The sequence below is a fragment of the Henriciella sp. genome (assembly GCF_029937755.1).
Taxonomy (GTDB): domain Bacteria; phylum Pseudomonadota; class Alphaproteobacteria; order Caulobacterales; family Hyphomonadaceae; genus Henriciella.
Window position 1 is genome coordinate 106,145 of sequence record NZ_JAPYPG010000007.1, and the last position, 15,717, is coordinate 121,861.

The window sequence follows — 15,717 nt, forward strand, 5'->3', positions numbered from 1 at the left end:
GCCCTACTCGTTGGCTCCTGTCGTGAAGCAAGCGTCCGGGTCGACGCTTTCGACCGGGACCCAACGCATCGCCGGATAGATTTCGCCGTCTTCCTCGATCTCTGTGCGCACACCTTCCACACAACGCCCGAAGCTGTCTGACGCCGGGAAGAAGACGTCGCCATCGACATGAAGGGCCTTGTGAAACGCCGTTTCGTCCGTGCCGGTCTCTTCGCTTACAAGATCCCGCCACGTGTCCGGCGTGAGCACGATCTCGCCAGCTTCGCGGGCAACGAACACCTCGCTCATGAAATCGTGGAAGTCCCGCTCGCCATCGCTCGCCTCACGGATACGCGCATCGAGATCGGCAAAATAGAGCGCTCCGCGCTGATAGGGAACGTGGCGGATATCGTTGTCATTGAAGCCGACCTGCTTGATCTCGCTGATCGACCAGTCGCGGCCCGGATTCGTATAGAAATTGCGGCTGAGCCGGTTCAGGCCATCGACATAGCGTTCGAAAGAGATCTCTCCGGCTTTGAACGGCAGCGTATACTGGTAGTAAGTCGTCAGGCCTTCTGAGAACCAGTTCTCGTCAATCGACCCGCCCTCGACCGAACCGACCCACTGGTGCAACAGCTCATGGACGAAGACCATGCGGATATCGGCATAATCGTTATCTTCCTCGGGCGTTTGCGGCCCGCGTGACAACATGAAGGAATTCGCCAGCGCCGTTCCGCCGCCGAAGGGAGGCGTATCGAGCAGGCGCATGAAGACCCGGTACTCGGGCGCCGGATCCAGATGGTCGAAATAGTCCTCGAAATAGTCATACATCTCGGCGGTGAAGGCCATGCCCTCGCGCTCGTCGAAGGGGAAATCGCCAAGCCAGTAGGCATGGAAAGCACCCTCTGACAGGTCTTCGGGGAAATGCTCGGCCGGCCCGGCCAGGTACCAGCCCTGCATGATGGCAGGCGGTGCACCATCGACCACCACGCGACCATCGCCAAAGGTCGTCACGCCAACCGATGGCCCTTCGAAGGCAGCAAGGTCCCACTCGATCACAGAAGCCTCAGACGCCGCATTGGACGGCACGAGCATGAAGCCCGCTCCAGCGCCACTGATGCCGCCCGCGGATGGCCGGATGCCAAAGGCCGGGCCGCGCGGCCCGCCTTCCGGCTGGGTCAGGGCGCGATAGCTGATCTCCACAGGGAACTGGACATCACGGGTGGCGGTCCAGTGTCGGAAGTATGGATAGCCGCCTGGCACGGGATCGTCCTCGGCGGTCGTGAAGGGGATCGCGCCTTCCGCATCGTTCACCGTCAGGTCGGTGATGCGGTCGGCAATGCCCATGACGTTCACATAGACGACCGGCGCCATCAGCTTCAGCCGGTCTTCGCCTTCCGCCAGCCCGCCTGTCAGCGTCGAGCCCACCTCGATCGCATCAACGACGCCCTCATCATCGAGGGTCGGTTTCAGGGTCACAGTGTAACCAAAGTCTTCGGGGTGGTCTGTCGATGCTTCAACAAGAGCCAGGGTTGTTGTTTCCGATGCAGGTGTGGGTGCCATCTGACAGGAAACGTAGAGTAGGCCGGGTAAGGCCAGCACTGCCACCTTGAAGAGAATGTGCAGGTTTGAGCCCCTCGCTTCCACTTTCTGACCTTTCCCTCGTCTCATGTGAACGCTCCCCGGTTTCGGCTGTGAAGTTTCTCTCATTATGAACCTGAAAGAGCTATTCGAAGCTCCAGCCGTTTCTTTATCCGCGCGCATGGATTGCCTTCCAGATAGCGCGCTTCGGCATAAGCCTTCCAAGGCTTCGGGCTACCGGAAGGTCCATTCCTGACAGGATGAAGGCGCGCATAGATCTTTCCGCAATGACGGCACAGACAGTCAAAGCGCCTAGATAATCCTCCAGCGCTGCTTAGCCTGAGATGAAGAAACACGAGGCACAGAATGAATAACCCGCTCCCCTCAGGCCAGTGGTCATCAATTGGCGTCATCGCCTTGGCAGCAGTGCTCTTTTTCACCGCCTGCGCAGCACCGGAGAAGGCAAAGCATATCGATAGTGCAGGCGAAGTGATGCGTATCGAGATCGCGCCGAGGCTGGAAAACAGCGACCGGGTGTCATCACTCGACATGAGAATAGAGGTGCCCGCCCCCGCGCTGAAAGCAGGCGATACGTTTCTCTCCATGGCGATTGTCCGCGTCATGGCGCCAAGCGCCCTCACCGACCCTCAGACGCTGACGGCGAGCGATGATCTCGGCCCCATTGCGCTGACCATCGAGGAAGACCCGGAAGACCCCTCGAACTTCCGTCAGGACCGGCGCTGGATCGTTCAGCGTGACACTGCGGGGGATGTCGAAATTCACTACACCATTGAGCCTCGCGTGATCACGGCGAGTACGCGTCCCGGGCCTCTCATCGATACGCGCACGGAACTGTGGGGCGTCTATGGGTCCGGCAATACGATGCTTGCCCTGCCCGTGAATGACTGGCCGCGCGATGTTCAGCTTGAGTGGGACCTCTCCGAAATGCCGGAAAACGCCCGCGCTGCATCGAGCCTTGGGCCCGGCCCGGCCCGCGCGCGTGTGGACCAGCAGGACCTCAACAACACCTTCTTCATGGCTGGCCCGCTGAAGAGCCAGCCGGAGGATGGCGAAGGCGCGTTCGTCGTCTACTGGATGACCCCCGCCGCGTTCGACCTTCAGGGGGCTGCCGAGTGGACCCAGGAGGCCTATGACTATTTCGTCGACTTCTTCGGGCAGGACGTCGATGCATTCCGCGTTTTCATGCGCACGACCGAGCGGTTTCAGGGCGGTGGTGGCGGCGGCTACAACTCCTTCATCTTCGGAACCGTGGAAGGCGAAGACCGCGATCCGAAAGAAGTCCGCTCACTGCTCGCGCATGAAGCCATCCACCACTTCGTCGGCGGGTATGGCGAAGGCGGCGGCGCCGGTGGCCAGCAATGGTATTCAGAAGGCGCGACGTCCTACTACACCATCGTGCTGCCCTATCGGGCGAGTCTCACGACCCTTGAGAGCTTTATCGAGGACTTCAACGCGCACGCCCTGAATTATTACACGAACCCACAGAGCGGCCTGTCTAATGAGGAGGTCACCCGCCTCTTCTTCTCTGACTCCAACGCGCAACTCGTGCCCTATAATCGCGGCCCGCTCTACTTCGCGCTGCTCGACTATCGCATGCGGCAGGCCACGAATGGCGCCAAACGTGTCGACGACCTGATTTTCCGCTTCATTGAAGAACGTGATGCGGCCGATGACGCAGTCGCTTTCTGGCGGGAGATCGTCAGTGACGCATTGGGCGAAAGCGGTGGCGAAGAGTTCGACGCCATCATGTCCGGCAAGCCGCTGGATCTGCCGATGGATCTCTTTGGCCCCTGCTTCTCGGGCGAAGAGAGAGAGCTGCGCAATTTTGCCCGTGGCTTCAGACCATATCCGGACGAGGAGGGTCGCACCCGTATCGGTCCCGTCACCCCCGGCTCACCGGCCGCCCAGGCTGACCTGCAACGATATGACATCATAGAGAACCCGGAAACGCTGGAGGCCGCCGAAGATGACCGCCCAGGTAGCAGCATCAAGCTGAATATTATTCGGCAGGGTGAGCGAATGACTGTGGCGTACACGCCGTGGACCCTCCCGACCAAAGGGCTGCAATGGAACCGTACCGGAGTTCCCTCGGAGCAGTGCGGTCTTTAACGGGACTCTGTCATCCTGCTTTTGAGAACGAAAGCGGCGCCGGGCGCCTTCCCTGAGGCACCTGCTGGATGAGGTCTCCGTACATGATTACGTGCGCCACCACCGTTTGGCAGTGACTGTCCGCCCAAAGGTCGGCCAGGGCGCAGTTGCACTCACAATACCTCCCTGTTCACTCGGCATATGTTGACTTCACTCTCCATTGAGTGAATATCGTGCCACGGGAGTGAAGCGGGTCGCGGCCCCTTCTTCGAAGTGACGCAACCAATGGGACATTGAAGCCCACGGGAGGAAAAATGAGCACCGACATGACCGGCGGCGTCCCCGCCGCCAGAAAGACGTCGTCCGAAGAGGGAAGCGGCGCTGCCAGTACCCCCTATTCCAAACCGCTCTATCGCTATTACGTCCTGATGGTCCTGACCGTCGTCTATGTATTCAACTTTGTGGATCGCCAGCTCCTGGTCATCCTGCAGGAGCCGATTAAGGCTGAGCTTGACCTGTCAGACACCCAGCTTGGACTCCTGACCGGTTTCGCTTTCGCACTGTTCTACGTGATTTGCGGCATTCCGATCGCTCGGTGGGCGGACAGAGGAAACCGGCGCAGCATAATCGCGATCTCCTTGACAGTTTGGAGTGTGATGACCGCGATGTGCGGGCTTGCGGGAAACTACGCTCATCTTCTTCTCGCGCGCATCGGTGTTGGCGTCGGCGAAGCCGGAGGCAGCCCGCCGGCGCACTCCATGATTTCCGACATCTTCAAACCGAAGAACCGGGCGGTGGCGCTATCCGTCTATTCCATTGGGATCTATATCGGGATCTTGATCGGGTTCGCTTTAGGGGGCTTTCTTGCCGACGCCTTCAGCTGGCGCCTCGCTTTTTTTGTTGTTGGCGTCCCCGGTATCGCTTTGGCTTTGCTGTTGACGTTCACAGTACGCGAACCAATTCGCGGCTGGTCCGAAGGCGACAAGAAGGCGTCCGAACCTGCCCCTCCGATCAAGGACGTTGCACGCCTGCTCTGGACACGCATTTCCTTCCGCCACATTGCCCTTGCTGCCAGCCTGCAGGCCTTCATAATCTACGGTATAGGCAACTGGCTTCCCTCATACTTTCTACGCACCTATGAGCTGGACCTCGGCACAATCGGCGCATGGATGGCTCTGACCACCGGGCTCGGCGGGGGGCTGGGCTCTTTCTGCGGCGGCTGGATGGCCGACAAGTTCGGCGCAAAGGATGTGCGCTGGTATCTCTGGGTGCCGGCCATCCTGACGGCTCTCCTTGTTCCGGTCCAGCTGGCGATCTTGCTTGCTGGTGATGTCTATTTCGCCCTGATCCTGACGGCGCCCTTCCACTTCCTGTCGGCGGCCTATCTCGGCGCCGTTCTCGCGGTCTCGCACAATCTCGTCAGCGGGCGGATGCGCGCGCTGACCTCTGCGGTGCTGTTCTTCGTTCTGAACCTGATTGGCCTCGGGCTCGGTCCTGTCATCGTAGGCTTCATGAGCGATACGTTTACCCGGAACGGCCTCGACGCTCCGCTCGGCACGGCGATGATGATCTGTGGTACTATCGCGGCGGTCTGGTCGGTCCTTCACTATATCCTGGCCGCGAACAAGGTCCGCGATGACATCGCACGGCGGCAAGCCTGATGCGGCGCGCAGGTGTATCTGCGGCAGCGCTGGCCATTGCCAGCTGTCTGCACGCGCCCACTGAGCTGAGCGTAGCCGATACGCCTACACAGGCGCAGACGCCGGCAGGGCAGTTCATCTCCTGGCGAGAACACCGGATCGATGATGAAGGCATCAACAACAGCGTGCCTATCCGCGGGGCTGATGGCCTGCAGATGGCCGACCTCGACCGGGACGGCTTCCTCGATATCGTCTCGGTGCATGAGGACTCAAATCATCTGCGCATCGCCTTCGGCACGGATGATCCGGACATCTGGATCAATATCACGATCGGCGAAGGCGCCGAGGTAGCAGCGATCGAGGATGTTGCGGTCGGCGACCTCAATGGCGATGGCTGGCCCGATCTGGTCGCAGCCTGCGAAGAGGCTCATCTCATCTACTTCCAGAACCCCGGCAAAGCGGCCCGAACCGCTACCTGGTCGAGTCTCATTCCTCCCATCACGCAAGGGCGCGGCTCCTGGCTGCGCGTGTTCATAGCCGATCTTGACGCCGACGGTCGCCTGGACGTGCTGGGCGCCAACAAGGGCGCTGCTGATATCATCGACCCTTCGCTGCCGTCTGCCGCGAGACCGACCTCCCTCTTCCTGATTGATGGCGACCCGCTGGAGGCTTCCAGCTGGCGCGAGCAGGTACTTTCACGAGAGGTCGTCCCGAACACGGCCATGCCGGTGGACATTGATGGTGACGGCGATCTTGATGTGCTCGCCGCCGCGCGCCTGCACCAGACTATGACTGTGCTGGAAAACACCGGCTCACGCGACGGCGGCATCGAGGTAACGCCCCATCCTATCGCCATCGTACCGGGCTTCGAAGCGCCGAAAGACTGGCAAGGCTCATCAAGTGGCTTCCAAACAGACTTCGCCGACATTGACGGAGACGGGCGCAAGGACATGGCCGTCGCGGTTTATGAGACGCCAGCCGCTCTTGAGGGCTCGCCGCTTATGGGCTCGCTTGGCTGGTTGAAACAGCCCGAGAGCCTGGACGCGCCCTGGACATTCCATCGCATTGGCAACGTTCTTCCGGACGTAGTCATCGGTATTGCGGTTGCGGATATCGACGGCGATGGTGATCTCGATGCCGTCACCGGGGGCTATTCGGGCCTGAACGTCCTGAAGGGCGGCTATTCCGGCGCATCGCGGGATTTCGACGAGCCGGGCGTAACAGCATCCTCCACCGTTGGACGGATCGCCTGGTTCGAAAATCATGGAGATCCGACGGCCACATGGACACGGCACGACATCTCGCGGCGCGTCCGCGGCATGTATGACGCCTTCATTCCAATCGATATGGATCGCGATGGGGACATGGACCTTGTCACCACGCGGGGCAACAGCGGGGAGTATGATGGCGTGATCTGGCTGGAACAGGTGCGCTCCGCGCAGCCACTCCCAGCCTTCACGCCCGCCCGGGCCAGCGAGAGCCGCGCCTTGCCCCTGCCGCCGGAAAACTGGCGCGACAATTATGAGAGCACCATGACCTTCACGGCACCCAACAAGGCCAGCGACTGAGTGCGCCTATTCGAGCGGCTCCGCACCGAGCCCGACGCCCAGAAACCACCCCTCATCCGCCGCGCGGTGCTCCTGAAACAGTTGTTCGTGAAACTCAAACATGCCGGGATAAACGTCTTGGCGAAGCTCCGGGCTCTCATCAATATGCAGATAGGCTTCGCCATCGCTGTAGGGGCGCCATTCCGGGCCATTCTCGCTCACCGGCTGTCCGGTTGCCGCAAACGAGGCCCAGTAGTCCACCAACACATCAGCCAGCACGTCAGCCTCCTCGACAGGCGGCTTTGGCCATTCCGGAGGATAGGTTTCTAATTTTTCGGCCGTGCTGAACACGAACGGTACTTCGCTGGCGTGAAAGGCACACAGGTTCCGTTCCGCCATCTCTGGATAGCAATAATCGAAGAGATAAAGATAGGCTGACAAGCCGCTTTCGCTGACCCTGCGCACGATGCGTTCCGTCGACCACCCGAAGACATTGTCCCGGTTCACTGCCAGCATGGATTCGACCATGTCCTCGGCAGGATAGAGCGCGAGGAAATCGTCGGCTCGTTCGCCATAGCGCGCACGTATCGCGGCTTCATAGGCTTCTGCTGTCTCAGGCTTCTTCGGCAGCAGCATGCGGTAGGTCCGCGCCTCGCCGCTGTTGAAGCCCGCGAGTACGGGCACCTTGGCAAAGTCGCCATCGTCGAACGCTTCGTTGAGCTGGCGCGGAACGTATTTGCCGTCCACCGTACCCGATGGTGCGTATCCGGCTAGCGTGGCGCGCGTCGTGAGATTCTGCGCATCAGCCGCGCGGGCAGCTTCGAGCGTATCGAGATTCAGCGTGTCGAGTAGTTCCGCACCGATCGTCTCGGCTGCAGGCAGATCATAGCTTGCCTGCCCAAGCTCGGCGAAATTGCGCGTGTTTGTCGACTGGATGATCGCCTTGTCGAACAGGCCTTCAGCGGGCGGACTTGTCAGGAGGTAGGTCACGCTGAGCGCGCCGGCAGATTCACCCATGACGGTAACATTCGACGGATCGCCGCCAAAGGCGTCGATATTGTCCTCAACCCATTCCAGTGCCGCAATCTGGTCCATCAAGCCGTAATTACCGGACAGCCCGTCCGGGCTCTCTGCCATCAGGTCTGGATGGGCAAGCCAGCCAAGCACGCCGAGCCGGTAATTGATCGAGACGAAGACCACGCCACGCTCGGCATAGGCGGTGCCATCATAGACAGGTTGCGCCGCCCCGCCGATGCGCAGCGAACCGCCATGGATCCAGACGACCACGGGGGCATCCTCCACATCAGCCGGTGCCCAGATGTTCAGCGAAAGGCAGTCTTCCGAAGAGTCTTCTGGCGGATCGTAATAGACGCTTGTCGGCGGCACCGGCGGCTGCATGCAGCTTGGCCCGAACGCGCTGGCATCGCGAACACCGTCCCAGTCGGCGGGTTTCATGGGCGGCTTCCAGCGCAGCTCACCCGCCGGTGGTGCGGCAAACGGAATACCGCGATAAACATTGACCTCACCTTCTCTGACACCTTTCAGAGCCCCCTGATCGATGCTGGTTACCGGTTCGTCCGATCTCGCATCCGACGATGGCACTGCAGACGCTGCTGTCGTGGTCTCGTTGGAACAGGCTGTCAGGGCGAACGTCGCCAGACCGGCCGCGAGCAATGTGGAGTTCAATCTTTTCATGTCGGCTCCTCACCCTGTTAAGCTGCGCCATAAAGGCTGCGCAGGCGAACTTTGTCGATCTTACCTGTCCCGGCGAGTGGCATACTTGGCACGCTGATTACGGCATCCGGCAACCACCATGACGGCACACGATCCTTCAGCGCCTCCAGAAGGTCGTCATCCTCCAGGCTCTCGCCATCGCGGAACTGGACGAGCAGTACGGGACGCTCGCCCCACTTCTCGTGAGCACGGCCAACAACGGCAGAAAAAGCCACTTCTGGCAGGCCCGAAACCAGCGCCTCGATCTCGGTCGGGTTGATCCATTCACCACCCGACTTGATCAAATCCTTCGCCCGCCCCGTGATAAAGAGCTGACCATCCTCGCTGATTTGCGCGAGGTCGCCTGTCGGGAACCAGCCATTTCTCGTGGCGGCCTCAGCCTGCCCGTAATAGCGCTCCACAACCGATGGTCCGCGAACCCAGAGATGCCCCTCATGCCCGCGCTGCGTGGACAGCGGCGTGCCTTCGTGATCCGTCAGCATGAGGTCTATTCCGAGTGCTGGCCGCCCTGCCGTGTCCGGTGAACGGGCATCACCTGGCGGCGCGGCCGTCCCTAGCGGTGACAACTCGGTCATCCCCCAGGTCGTCTGGACGGCAATCCCGCGCGACTCTATCCGTCGCATCAGCGCGGCATTCATAGGCGCGCCGCCAACCATGATCCGTTTGAGGCTCGGCACTTCCAGGCCCTTCGCATCAAGATGGTCGAAAAGAGCGAGCCAGATTGTCGGGACTCCGACGGCTATGGTCACACCCTCGCCGATAATAAGCTCGGCCAGTGTTTCACCGTCGGACTGTCGCCCACAAAAAACCAGCCGCGCCCCAGTCGCAGGTGCCGAATAGGGTAGCCCCCAGGCATTGGCATGGAACATGGGCACCACAGGCAGGACAACATCGTGGGAATTCAGTCCGCTGACATCAGCCTGGAGCTGCCGCAGCGTGTGGAGATAGCTTCCGCGATGGGTATAGGTCACGCCCTTGGGAAGGCCCGTGGTGCCTGAGGTGAAACAAAGCCCGCAGGGTGTGGTCTCAGGGAAATCACCCCATACTAAGCCGTCTGGATTAACCTGCGAAAGCAGCGCTTCGAAATACTTTGCCTTCAGGAGGTCCGGGTGCGCGCCACAGGCCGGCCCTTCAGGGTCGATGATCAGGACATGATCAAGCGTTCCGGCCTTCATGGCGATGTCGGCAGCCAGCGGTTGCAGGTCTTCGCTCACGATCAGAATTCGAGCTTCGGACTGACCAATCATCCAGGCCAGCTGCTCGGCAGTCAGGCGCGGGTTAAGCGTGTGGCACACTGCGCCCATGCCCATAATGCCGTACCAGCATTCCATGTGCGCCTGCGTATTCCAGGCAAGCGTAGCGACCCGGTGCCCCTTGAGAACACCGAGCCCGGCGAGCACCGCACTTACCTTCCGTGCGCGTTCGCGAAGGTCGGCATAGCCGATGCGCGTAAGGCTGCCGTCGATCTGGCGTGTGGCGACATCCTTTTCAGGATGCCACTTCGCAGCATGATCGAGCACCCGGTCCAGCGTCAGGGCATAGTCCTGTGTCGCGCCATCGGTCATTCGCATGAGGCGGTCTCCGGCGGCAGCGGCGGCGATATGATGCCGACATTCCAGTTCCACTGGACATCCCCGGCGGCCCGACGTCGGCAGATGATGGACTCATGCATGGCGAAACGCTCACGCGAGAGCCACGGCCAGGCTTTTGGTTCTGCAGCGAACACCATGCCGGTCGCGTCCTCGCCATAGGTTGGCCAGTCGGGGGCCCCTTCGGCCGATGGCATGCCGTCTCGGGCAAAGCTCGCCCAGTAGTGCATGATCGCGTCCATGAGGGCCCTTTCACCCTTGCTACGGGGCGCTTGCGGCCAGGGGTCGGAAATGTCGAACAGCGTGCCGAAGACATAGGGGATTTCCATCGCGTGGAAGGCGCGAAGGCCGAGCTTTTCGGCGGCGGGATAGGTATGGTCGAAGAAGTAGAAATAGGATGGCAGTCCCGCGGCCGTCTGCGAGGCAGCCAGACGCTCCGCCGTCCAGCCATACATGGCATCGCGCGTCGTCGCGAGCATGCTCGCTTCCGGATTGTCGGACGGATAGATCTCCAGGAACCGGTCCGACAGCTCGCCATGACTGGAGCGGATGGCCTTCTCATAGGTCTCGCTTCCCGGCACGGGTGGCAAGAGGAAGCGCAGGGAGCGGATTTCCCCCTCATTGAAGCCTGCGAGGACAGGCACTTTCGCCTGTTCCCCCTTGTCGAACGTGGCCGGCATCTGGTCGGTCAGCCAGACATCGTCGATCACCCCGAAAGGAACAAAGCCATTGCGCCCGGCGATGGAAACAAGGTCATCGGCGTCCATCTCGCGAAGCTCGGCGAAGGATGCGGCCTTCGCCTTTTCCTGAAACGCCACGCCTGCCTGCTCCGCCGAAGGATGGCCGTTCGCGGTGCCCCTCAGGGGCGCCATTGAGACCATGTAGGCGCTCTGAGCGATTGCTTTATCGAACAGACCGCGCGCTTCAGGCGAGACCATCAACAAGACAACGCTGAGTGCGCCGGCCGACTCCCCGGCTACCGTGACATTGTCCGGATTGCCGCCGAAAGCTTCGATATTGCGCTCAACCCATTTCAGCGCGGCCACCTGATCCTTCAGCCCATAATTTCCGGAAATACCCTGAGGGGACTCGTCACTGAGCTCAGGGTGAGCCAGATACCCCAGAACACCGAGGCGGTAATTGATCGTGACGACGATGAGGCCGGTTTCTCGGGCAAGCTTCGCGCCGTCATACATCTCCTGGCTGCCAGTGCCTGTCACTAGCGAGCCGCCATGAACCCAGACGAAGACAGGGGCATCTTCAGCGCCGTCCGGCACCCAGACATTGAGGCTCAGACAGTCCTCGTTCACCGAGGGCAATTCCCAGTGGTAGATGCTGCCCGGCCGCGAGGGCGGCTGCGGACAGGCCGGACCAAAGGCCGTGGCCTGCCGCACACCGTCCCAGTCGGGAACTGGCTCCGGTGGAGCCCAACGTCGCTCGCCGACCGGGGCAAGCGCGAAAGGGACGCCCCTGTAAACCGTGACGCCCTCTTCCATCTCGCCCTGCATCGCCCCGACGGGTGCATTCGTCACCGCCACGAGCTGTGCGTCTGTATCCGGCGCCTGCGCCGCATCGTTTGCCGCGCACCCGGCCTGCCAGAGCAGGACGGCTGCAAGCAGCGAAGCGGCAAGAGGGCCGCCGAAGCCGGGGGGCATTCTGCGTCCCACCGGCCTTCCGCCAAAGTCAATCACGTCCCTGCCCCCGATCAGTATTCGAGGCCCAGTCGGACGCCAACCGTCAGCGGACGCTGGCGCGCATAGCGGGCATCGACGAAAGATTCCGGGTGGACGTAGGTGATCGAATTGTCATCAAACAGGTTCTCGACATACCCGGTCACTTTCCAGTTGTCCCGGGAGACGCCGGCCTGCAGGTTCACCACCGTATAGGCATCCGTGTAATCGAAGGTTGGCGCCGGCACGTTCGGCTGGCCAGGCACGTTCGGAAGCAATCCCGGGAAGTCGCCGACATAGGAAGCCGTACCGGCTATGAACGCATCCATGTCGCCGATGCCGAAATCATACCGTGCGGTCGCAGCGCCCTGGAAGTTCGGCATAGCGAGCTGCAGTCCCTGCTCGGCCCCGGAGATCGCGGCTTCCTCAGCCGTGAGTTCGGTAATTTCGGTATCGTTGAGCGAACCGTTGAGAAACAGGCTGAATCCGTTGCCGGGATAGTAGCCGAGCTCAAACTCGATCCCCTGGCTCACCGCCTCGCCGATATTCGTGGCGAACTGGACCTGATCCGACAGGCGGTTGGCCTGCACCTGGATGTCTTCCCAAAGGATGTAATAGGCTGACAGGTTAGACGTCACCTTGCCATTGAAGAACCTCCCCTTGAGGCCGACTTCGTAATTGGTCAACTCATCTGAGTCGGCGCCATCCGGGATGACGAGATCGTTCGGGTCGACGAGGCTGACCGCCCCTGCCCGCGCATTCGCGACCGGCGAGCGGAAGCCTGTTGAGACAGTGGCGTAGGTAGTCAGGTTTTCCACCGGCTTCCACGACGCGCTGACCTTGTAGGAGATATTGTCAGCTTCGACTTTTTGCCCCTCCTCACCCACGATGGGAAAGACGTTGAGTGCGACGTCCGTGAACCCGCCCAAAGCGACGGCAAGGTAGTTAGAGTTATAGCCGCCCGGCAGCGTAAAGTTCTGTATCTCGGTTTCGGTATAGCGCAGGCCGCCGGTGACCCAGAACTGGTCGGAGAACCGGTAGGTCAGCTCACCGAAGGCAGCCGATTCGATCGCATCAAAGTAGCCAGCGCGGACCTGATAATACTCATCCGGCAAGCCCGTCAGGTTTCGCGCCTGCAAGAATTCGATAGAAGAGCGGTATTCGTAATCAATATCGCGGCGCTTGTTGAAATAGAAGCCGCCAACGGTCCAGTCCCAGTCACCGCCATCGGCAGACACCAGCCGGACTTCCTGAACGAAATTCTCGTCAGAGCCTACGGCGTCGAGCGCGAAGGGAATGGCCTGATTGAACGTGCCGGCGAGATCGACAATGAAGAGACCATCGATGTTGGAATAGGTCGATGAGCTGGTTAGCGTCGCCCAGTCCATCTCGTAGTTCGCCGTCAGGTTGTAGCTGGTGAAATCGGACTGGAAGAGGTCTGGCCTCTCCGTGAAACGGACATACTCGCCGCGGTCCGGATTGGTGAGAGCAGAGTCTGCAGGATTGTTGTCCTCGTGAACCACAAGAAGGCCGATATCGAAGTTATTCGTGGGCTCCCATAGCAGGTGCGCGCGGCCACCGGTCGCTTCGAGGGAGTTTGCGCCCTCAATACCAGTGCCGAGGTTGTCGACCCAGCCTTCCTCGTCGCGATAGAATCCGACCACACGAAGCGCTAGCTGGTCTTCGATCAGCGGAATATTGATCATGCCATTGTAGCGCTGCCGAAGCGCATCACCGTCAACAAGGCCAAAATCGACGAGCGCCGAGGCCTCGAACTCGTTCGGGTTCGGCGCCTTGGTAAGGATACGCACAGCACCCGAGAGGGAGTTCGCGCCGAACAATGTGCCCTGCGGCCCGCGCAGCACCTCGACGCGTTCGACGTCATAGAGCGTTGGGTCAAGAATTGTGGAGTTACCATTGCTCGAGATTGGCAGCTCGTTGATGTAGATCGCCGTCGCGGCCTGCAGGTTCGCGCCATAGCCATTGGTGGCGATACCGCGCGTGGTGATCGTGTTGAAGTTCGCCGTCGGCTGGTTGAGCACGATGCCCGGCGTTTCGCGAGCCAGCCCGTCATAGCTGACAATCCCCTTCTCGCTCAGCGTGTCCTGCTGCCAGGCCGTTACGGCAAGCGGAACATCCTGCAGGTTCTGCTCGCGGCGGGTCGCCGTGACCATGATGCGTTCCTGCATCGCGACATCTTCGTTCGCCGCTTCCTCATTTGCGTTTTCGCCGGCTTCGGCTGGTTCGGCCTCCTGGGCGATGGCTGGCGCCGCCAGTGCGATGAGCGACGCCAGTGAAACGGACGCCATATACCGTGAAGTCATGTTTTCCTCCCTTGGAATCACGGGTGTTCCCGCTTGTGGCGACGATAGGAGAACAGAAAAAACGCCATGTCAATAAAATTCACTCTTGCGATAATGAACATTATTGCGCTTGTGTCTTGTTAGCGATGGCTGGATACCTCAAGATTGTATTTGGGTGGGGTGAATGGCGGTAAATGCGACGGCTGAGACCATGGCGAATCGCTGCTCCAACGCTGTGCTGAGAGGCTAACTGCGACCTTGCGAGCCGTTGACATGGGGCGCGATTGACCATTCACCGGAACAGATCAAAAAGAATGGCTGACTGAACGAATGACAAAAACCGAACCCAAGCGCCGCCGCATGACAAAGGCGGAGCAACGCGCCGAAACGACGGAACAGATCCTCGATGAGGCCGAGCACCTGTTCGCCCAATTCGGCTTCAATGGCGTTACACTCAAGGATATCGCCAAGCGCGTGGGCGTGCACCATACGCTGCTTAACTACTACTACGACGACAAGAAGAGCGTCTTCGACGCGGTGATTGCCCGGCGCGCCGGCGTGACGAGTTCGCTGCGCATGAAGGCCCTCGACGATTACGAGCAGGCAAGCGGGGGCAAGCCCACCGTCGAGGGTGCGCTTCGCGCTTTCCTCGATACCGACCTCGACCTCTACAGTCAGGGCGGCGAAGGCTGGAAGAATTATGGCATCCTGGGCGCCCAGTCATCAAATACGCCCTATGGGGCGCAGCTCTTCGACTTTCACTTCGATCCGGTGGTCCTGCGTCTCATCAGCCTGCTCGAAAAAGCCCTTCCCGATTGTTCACGTGAAGACCTCTTCTGGGGGTACCATTTCGTAACCGGCGCCCTGATGCTGACGCTGGGCCGCACTGGACGTATCGACCGCCTTTCGAACGGGCTGTGCAAGTCCGACGACTTTGAAGCAGTAAAAGAGCGCATGGCATCTTTCATGGCGAGCGGATTTCACGAACTTTGCAGAAAGTCCAAGACGAATGGTGATGCGCCAGGCCTTTGATTTTTAGGAACGCCTCGTCGAAGCCTCATTACCATTCATGTCATGTGAAAACACTCACGATAGTGAGCATTGTACCGGGTCGAGAAACCTCGTTGAGGGTTATTGGCTGAATGGGGAGTTGGGCGCAGGCTTCAATCGAACAGAGGCCTGTCCGGTTATGGCTTTCAAGGATATACGGCGTCCTCGTTGAGAACTAATCTCGGCTGTCGCGTTGCGCGCGGCCATCGCCGCTAGAGGTAACAGAGGTCACCTTCACCTCCATGCCAAAGCGGGCTTGCGGATTCTCCTAATCCTTCGGCCACGGCATCCACCACTGCATGGGGGCCGGCTGATGCGGCGGAAGGATACCGAGCGGGTTCTCTCATCCTGGTACGAAGTGACGGGTTCAGCTGTATCCAAATCCCTTCGCGCGCTGACGCCTCCTCCCATAAATCTGAAAGCGTTGCTCTTAGAGAAGCTCCTCCGTTGACGCTTTGCGTAGCCTGATGTTTGAGCAAGCGCCGGAAGTAAGAAGTGTCATCTTTGGCGCAATC

General features: G+C 60.4%; 9 protein-coding genes. 4 read left to right on the forward strand and 5 right to left on the reverse strand.

Annotated elements, in window-relative coordinates:
• Positions 1 to 3: 3 nt before the first annotated feature.
• Positions 4 to 1,650, reverse strand: a complete 1,647-nt coding sequence (locus tag Q1K29_RS14840) for a hypothetical protein (RefSeq protein WP_300395861.1) — start codon at positions 1,648 to 1,650, stop codon at positions 4 to 6.
• A 276-nt stretch (positions 1,651 to 1,926) separates the two neighbouring features.
• On the opposite strand from Q1K29_RS14840, the gene Q1K29_RS14845 reads away from it, so the two are divergent.
• The 3 genes from Q1K29_RS14845 (at position 1,927) to Q1K29_RS14855 (ending at position 6,877) form a co-directional block, all read left to right on the forward strand.
• Entirely contained in the window at positions 1,927 to 3,690 is a 1,764-nt protein-coding gene (locus Q1K29_RS14845) for a hypothetical protein (RefSeq protein ID WP_300395862.1), read from the forward strand.
• 293 nt (positions 3,691 to 3,983) lie between these two features.
• Positions 3,984 to 5,330, forward strand: coding sequence for an MFS transporter (locus Q1K29_RS14850; RefSeq protein ID WP_300395863.1), 1,347 nt, complete (start codon positions 3,984 to 3,986; stop codon positions 5,328 to 5,330).
• The gene (locus tag Q1K29_RS14855; RefSeq protein WP_300395864.1) at positions 5,330 to 6,877 is read left to right on the forward strand and encodes a VCBS repeat-containing protein; all 1,548 of its coding nucleotides are present in this window, start codon (positions 5,330 to 5,332) and stop codon (positions 6,875 to 6,877) included. The genes Q1K29_RS14850 and Q1K29_RS14855 overlap by 1 nt, the downstream gene beginning before the upstream one ends.
• A 6-nt stretch (positions 6,878 to 6,883) precedes the next feature.
• Here Q1K29_RS14855 and Q1K29_RS14860 read toward each other — a convergent pair whose 3' ends face one another.
• The 4 genes from Q1K29_RS14860 to Q1K29_RS14875 are packed head-to-tail and all read right to left on the reverse strand — an operon-like array spanning position 6,884 to position 14,173.
• The gene (locus Q1K29_RS14860) at positions 6,884 to 8,551 is read right to left on the reverse strand and encodes a carboxylesterase family protein (RefSeq protein WP_300395865.1); all 1,668 of its coding nucleotides are present in this window, start codon (positions 8,549 to 8,551) and stop codon (positions 6,884 to 6,886) included.
• A gap of 17 nt (positions 8,552 to 8,568) precedes the next feature.
• Positions 8,569 to 10,155 (reverse strand): AMP-binding protein, encoded by a 1,587-nt coding sequence (locus Q1K29_RS14865; protein WP_366524223.1) that lies wholly within the window; start codon positions 10,153 to 10,155, stop codon positions 8,569 to 8,571.
• A complete protein-coding gene (locus Q1K29_RS14870) occupies positions 10,152 to 11,834 on the reverse strand; it encodes a carboxylesterase family protein (RefSeq protein WP_300395867.1) in 1,683 nt (560 codons plus the stop codon). Before Q1K29_RS14870 ends, Q1K29_RS14865 begins: the two co-directional genes overlap by 4 nt.
• A gap of 50 nt (positions 11,835 to 11,884) precedes the next feature.
• Positions 11,885 to 14,173, reverse strand: a complete 2,289-nt coding sequence (locus Q1K29_RS14875) for a TonB-dependent receptor (protein ID WP_300395868.1) — start codon at positions 14,171 to 14,173, stop codon at positions 11,885 to 11,887.
• A gap of 309 nt (positions 14,174 to 14,482) precedes the next feature.
• Between Q1K29_RS14875 and Q1K29_RS14880 the strand changes: the two genes are divergently transcribed.
• Positions 14,483 to 15,184, forward strand: a complete 702-nt coding sequence (locus Q1K29_RS14880; RefSeq protein WP_300395869.1) for a TetR family transcriptional regulator — start codon at positions 14,483 to 14,485, stop codon at positions 15,182 to 15,184.
• The last annotated feature ends 533 nt before the right edge of the window (positions 15,185 to 15,717 follow it).

What these genes read in the sequence shown, in the direction of transcription:
- Q1K29_RS14840 (WP_300395861.1), bottom strand. Translation starts at nt 1,650, where the DNA reads ATGAGACGAGGGAAAGGTCAGAAAGTGGAAGCGAGGGGCTCAAACCTG.
- Q1K29_RS14845 (WP_300395862.1), top strand. Translation starts at nt 1,927, where the DNA reads ATGAATAACCCGCTCCCCTCAGGCCAGTGGTCATCAATTGGCGTCATC.
- Q1K29_RS14850 (WP_300395863.1), top strand. Translation starts at nt 3,984, where the DNA reads ATGAGCACCGACATGACCGGCGGCGTCCCCGCCGCCAGAAAGACGTCG.
- Q1K29_RS14855 (WP_300395864.1), top strand. Translation starts at nt 5,330, where the DNA reads ATGCGGCGCGCAGGTGTATCTGCGGCAGCGCTGGCCATTGCCAGCTGT.
- Q1K29_RS14860 (WP_300395865.1), bottom strand. Translation starts at nt 8,551, where the DNA reads ATGAAAAGATTGAACTCCACATTGCTCGCGGCCGGTCTGGCGACGTTC.
- Q1K29_RS14865 (WP_366524223.1), bottom strand. Translation starts at nt 10,155, where the DNA reads ATGACCGATGGCGCGACACAGGACTATGCCCTGACGCTGGACCGGGTG.
- Q1K29_RS14870 (WP_300395867.1), bottom strand. Translation starts at nt 11,834, where the DNA reads ATGCCCCCCGGCTTCGGCGGCCCTCTTGCCGCTTCGCTGCTTGCAGCC.
- Q1K29_RS14875 (WP_300395868.1), bottom strand. Translation starts at nt 14,173, where the DNA reads ATGACTTCACGGTATATGGCGTCCGTTTCACTGGCGTCGCTCATCGCA.
- Q1K29_RS14880 (WP_300395869.1), top strand. Translation starts at nt 14,483, where the DNA reads ATGACAAAAACCGAACCCAAGCGCCGCCGCATGACAAAGGCGGAGCAA.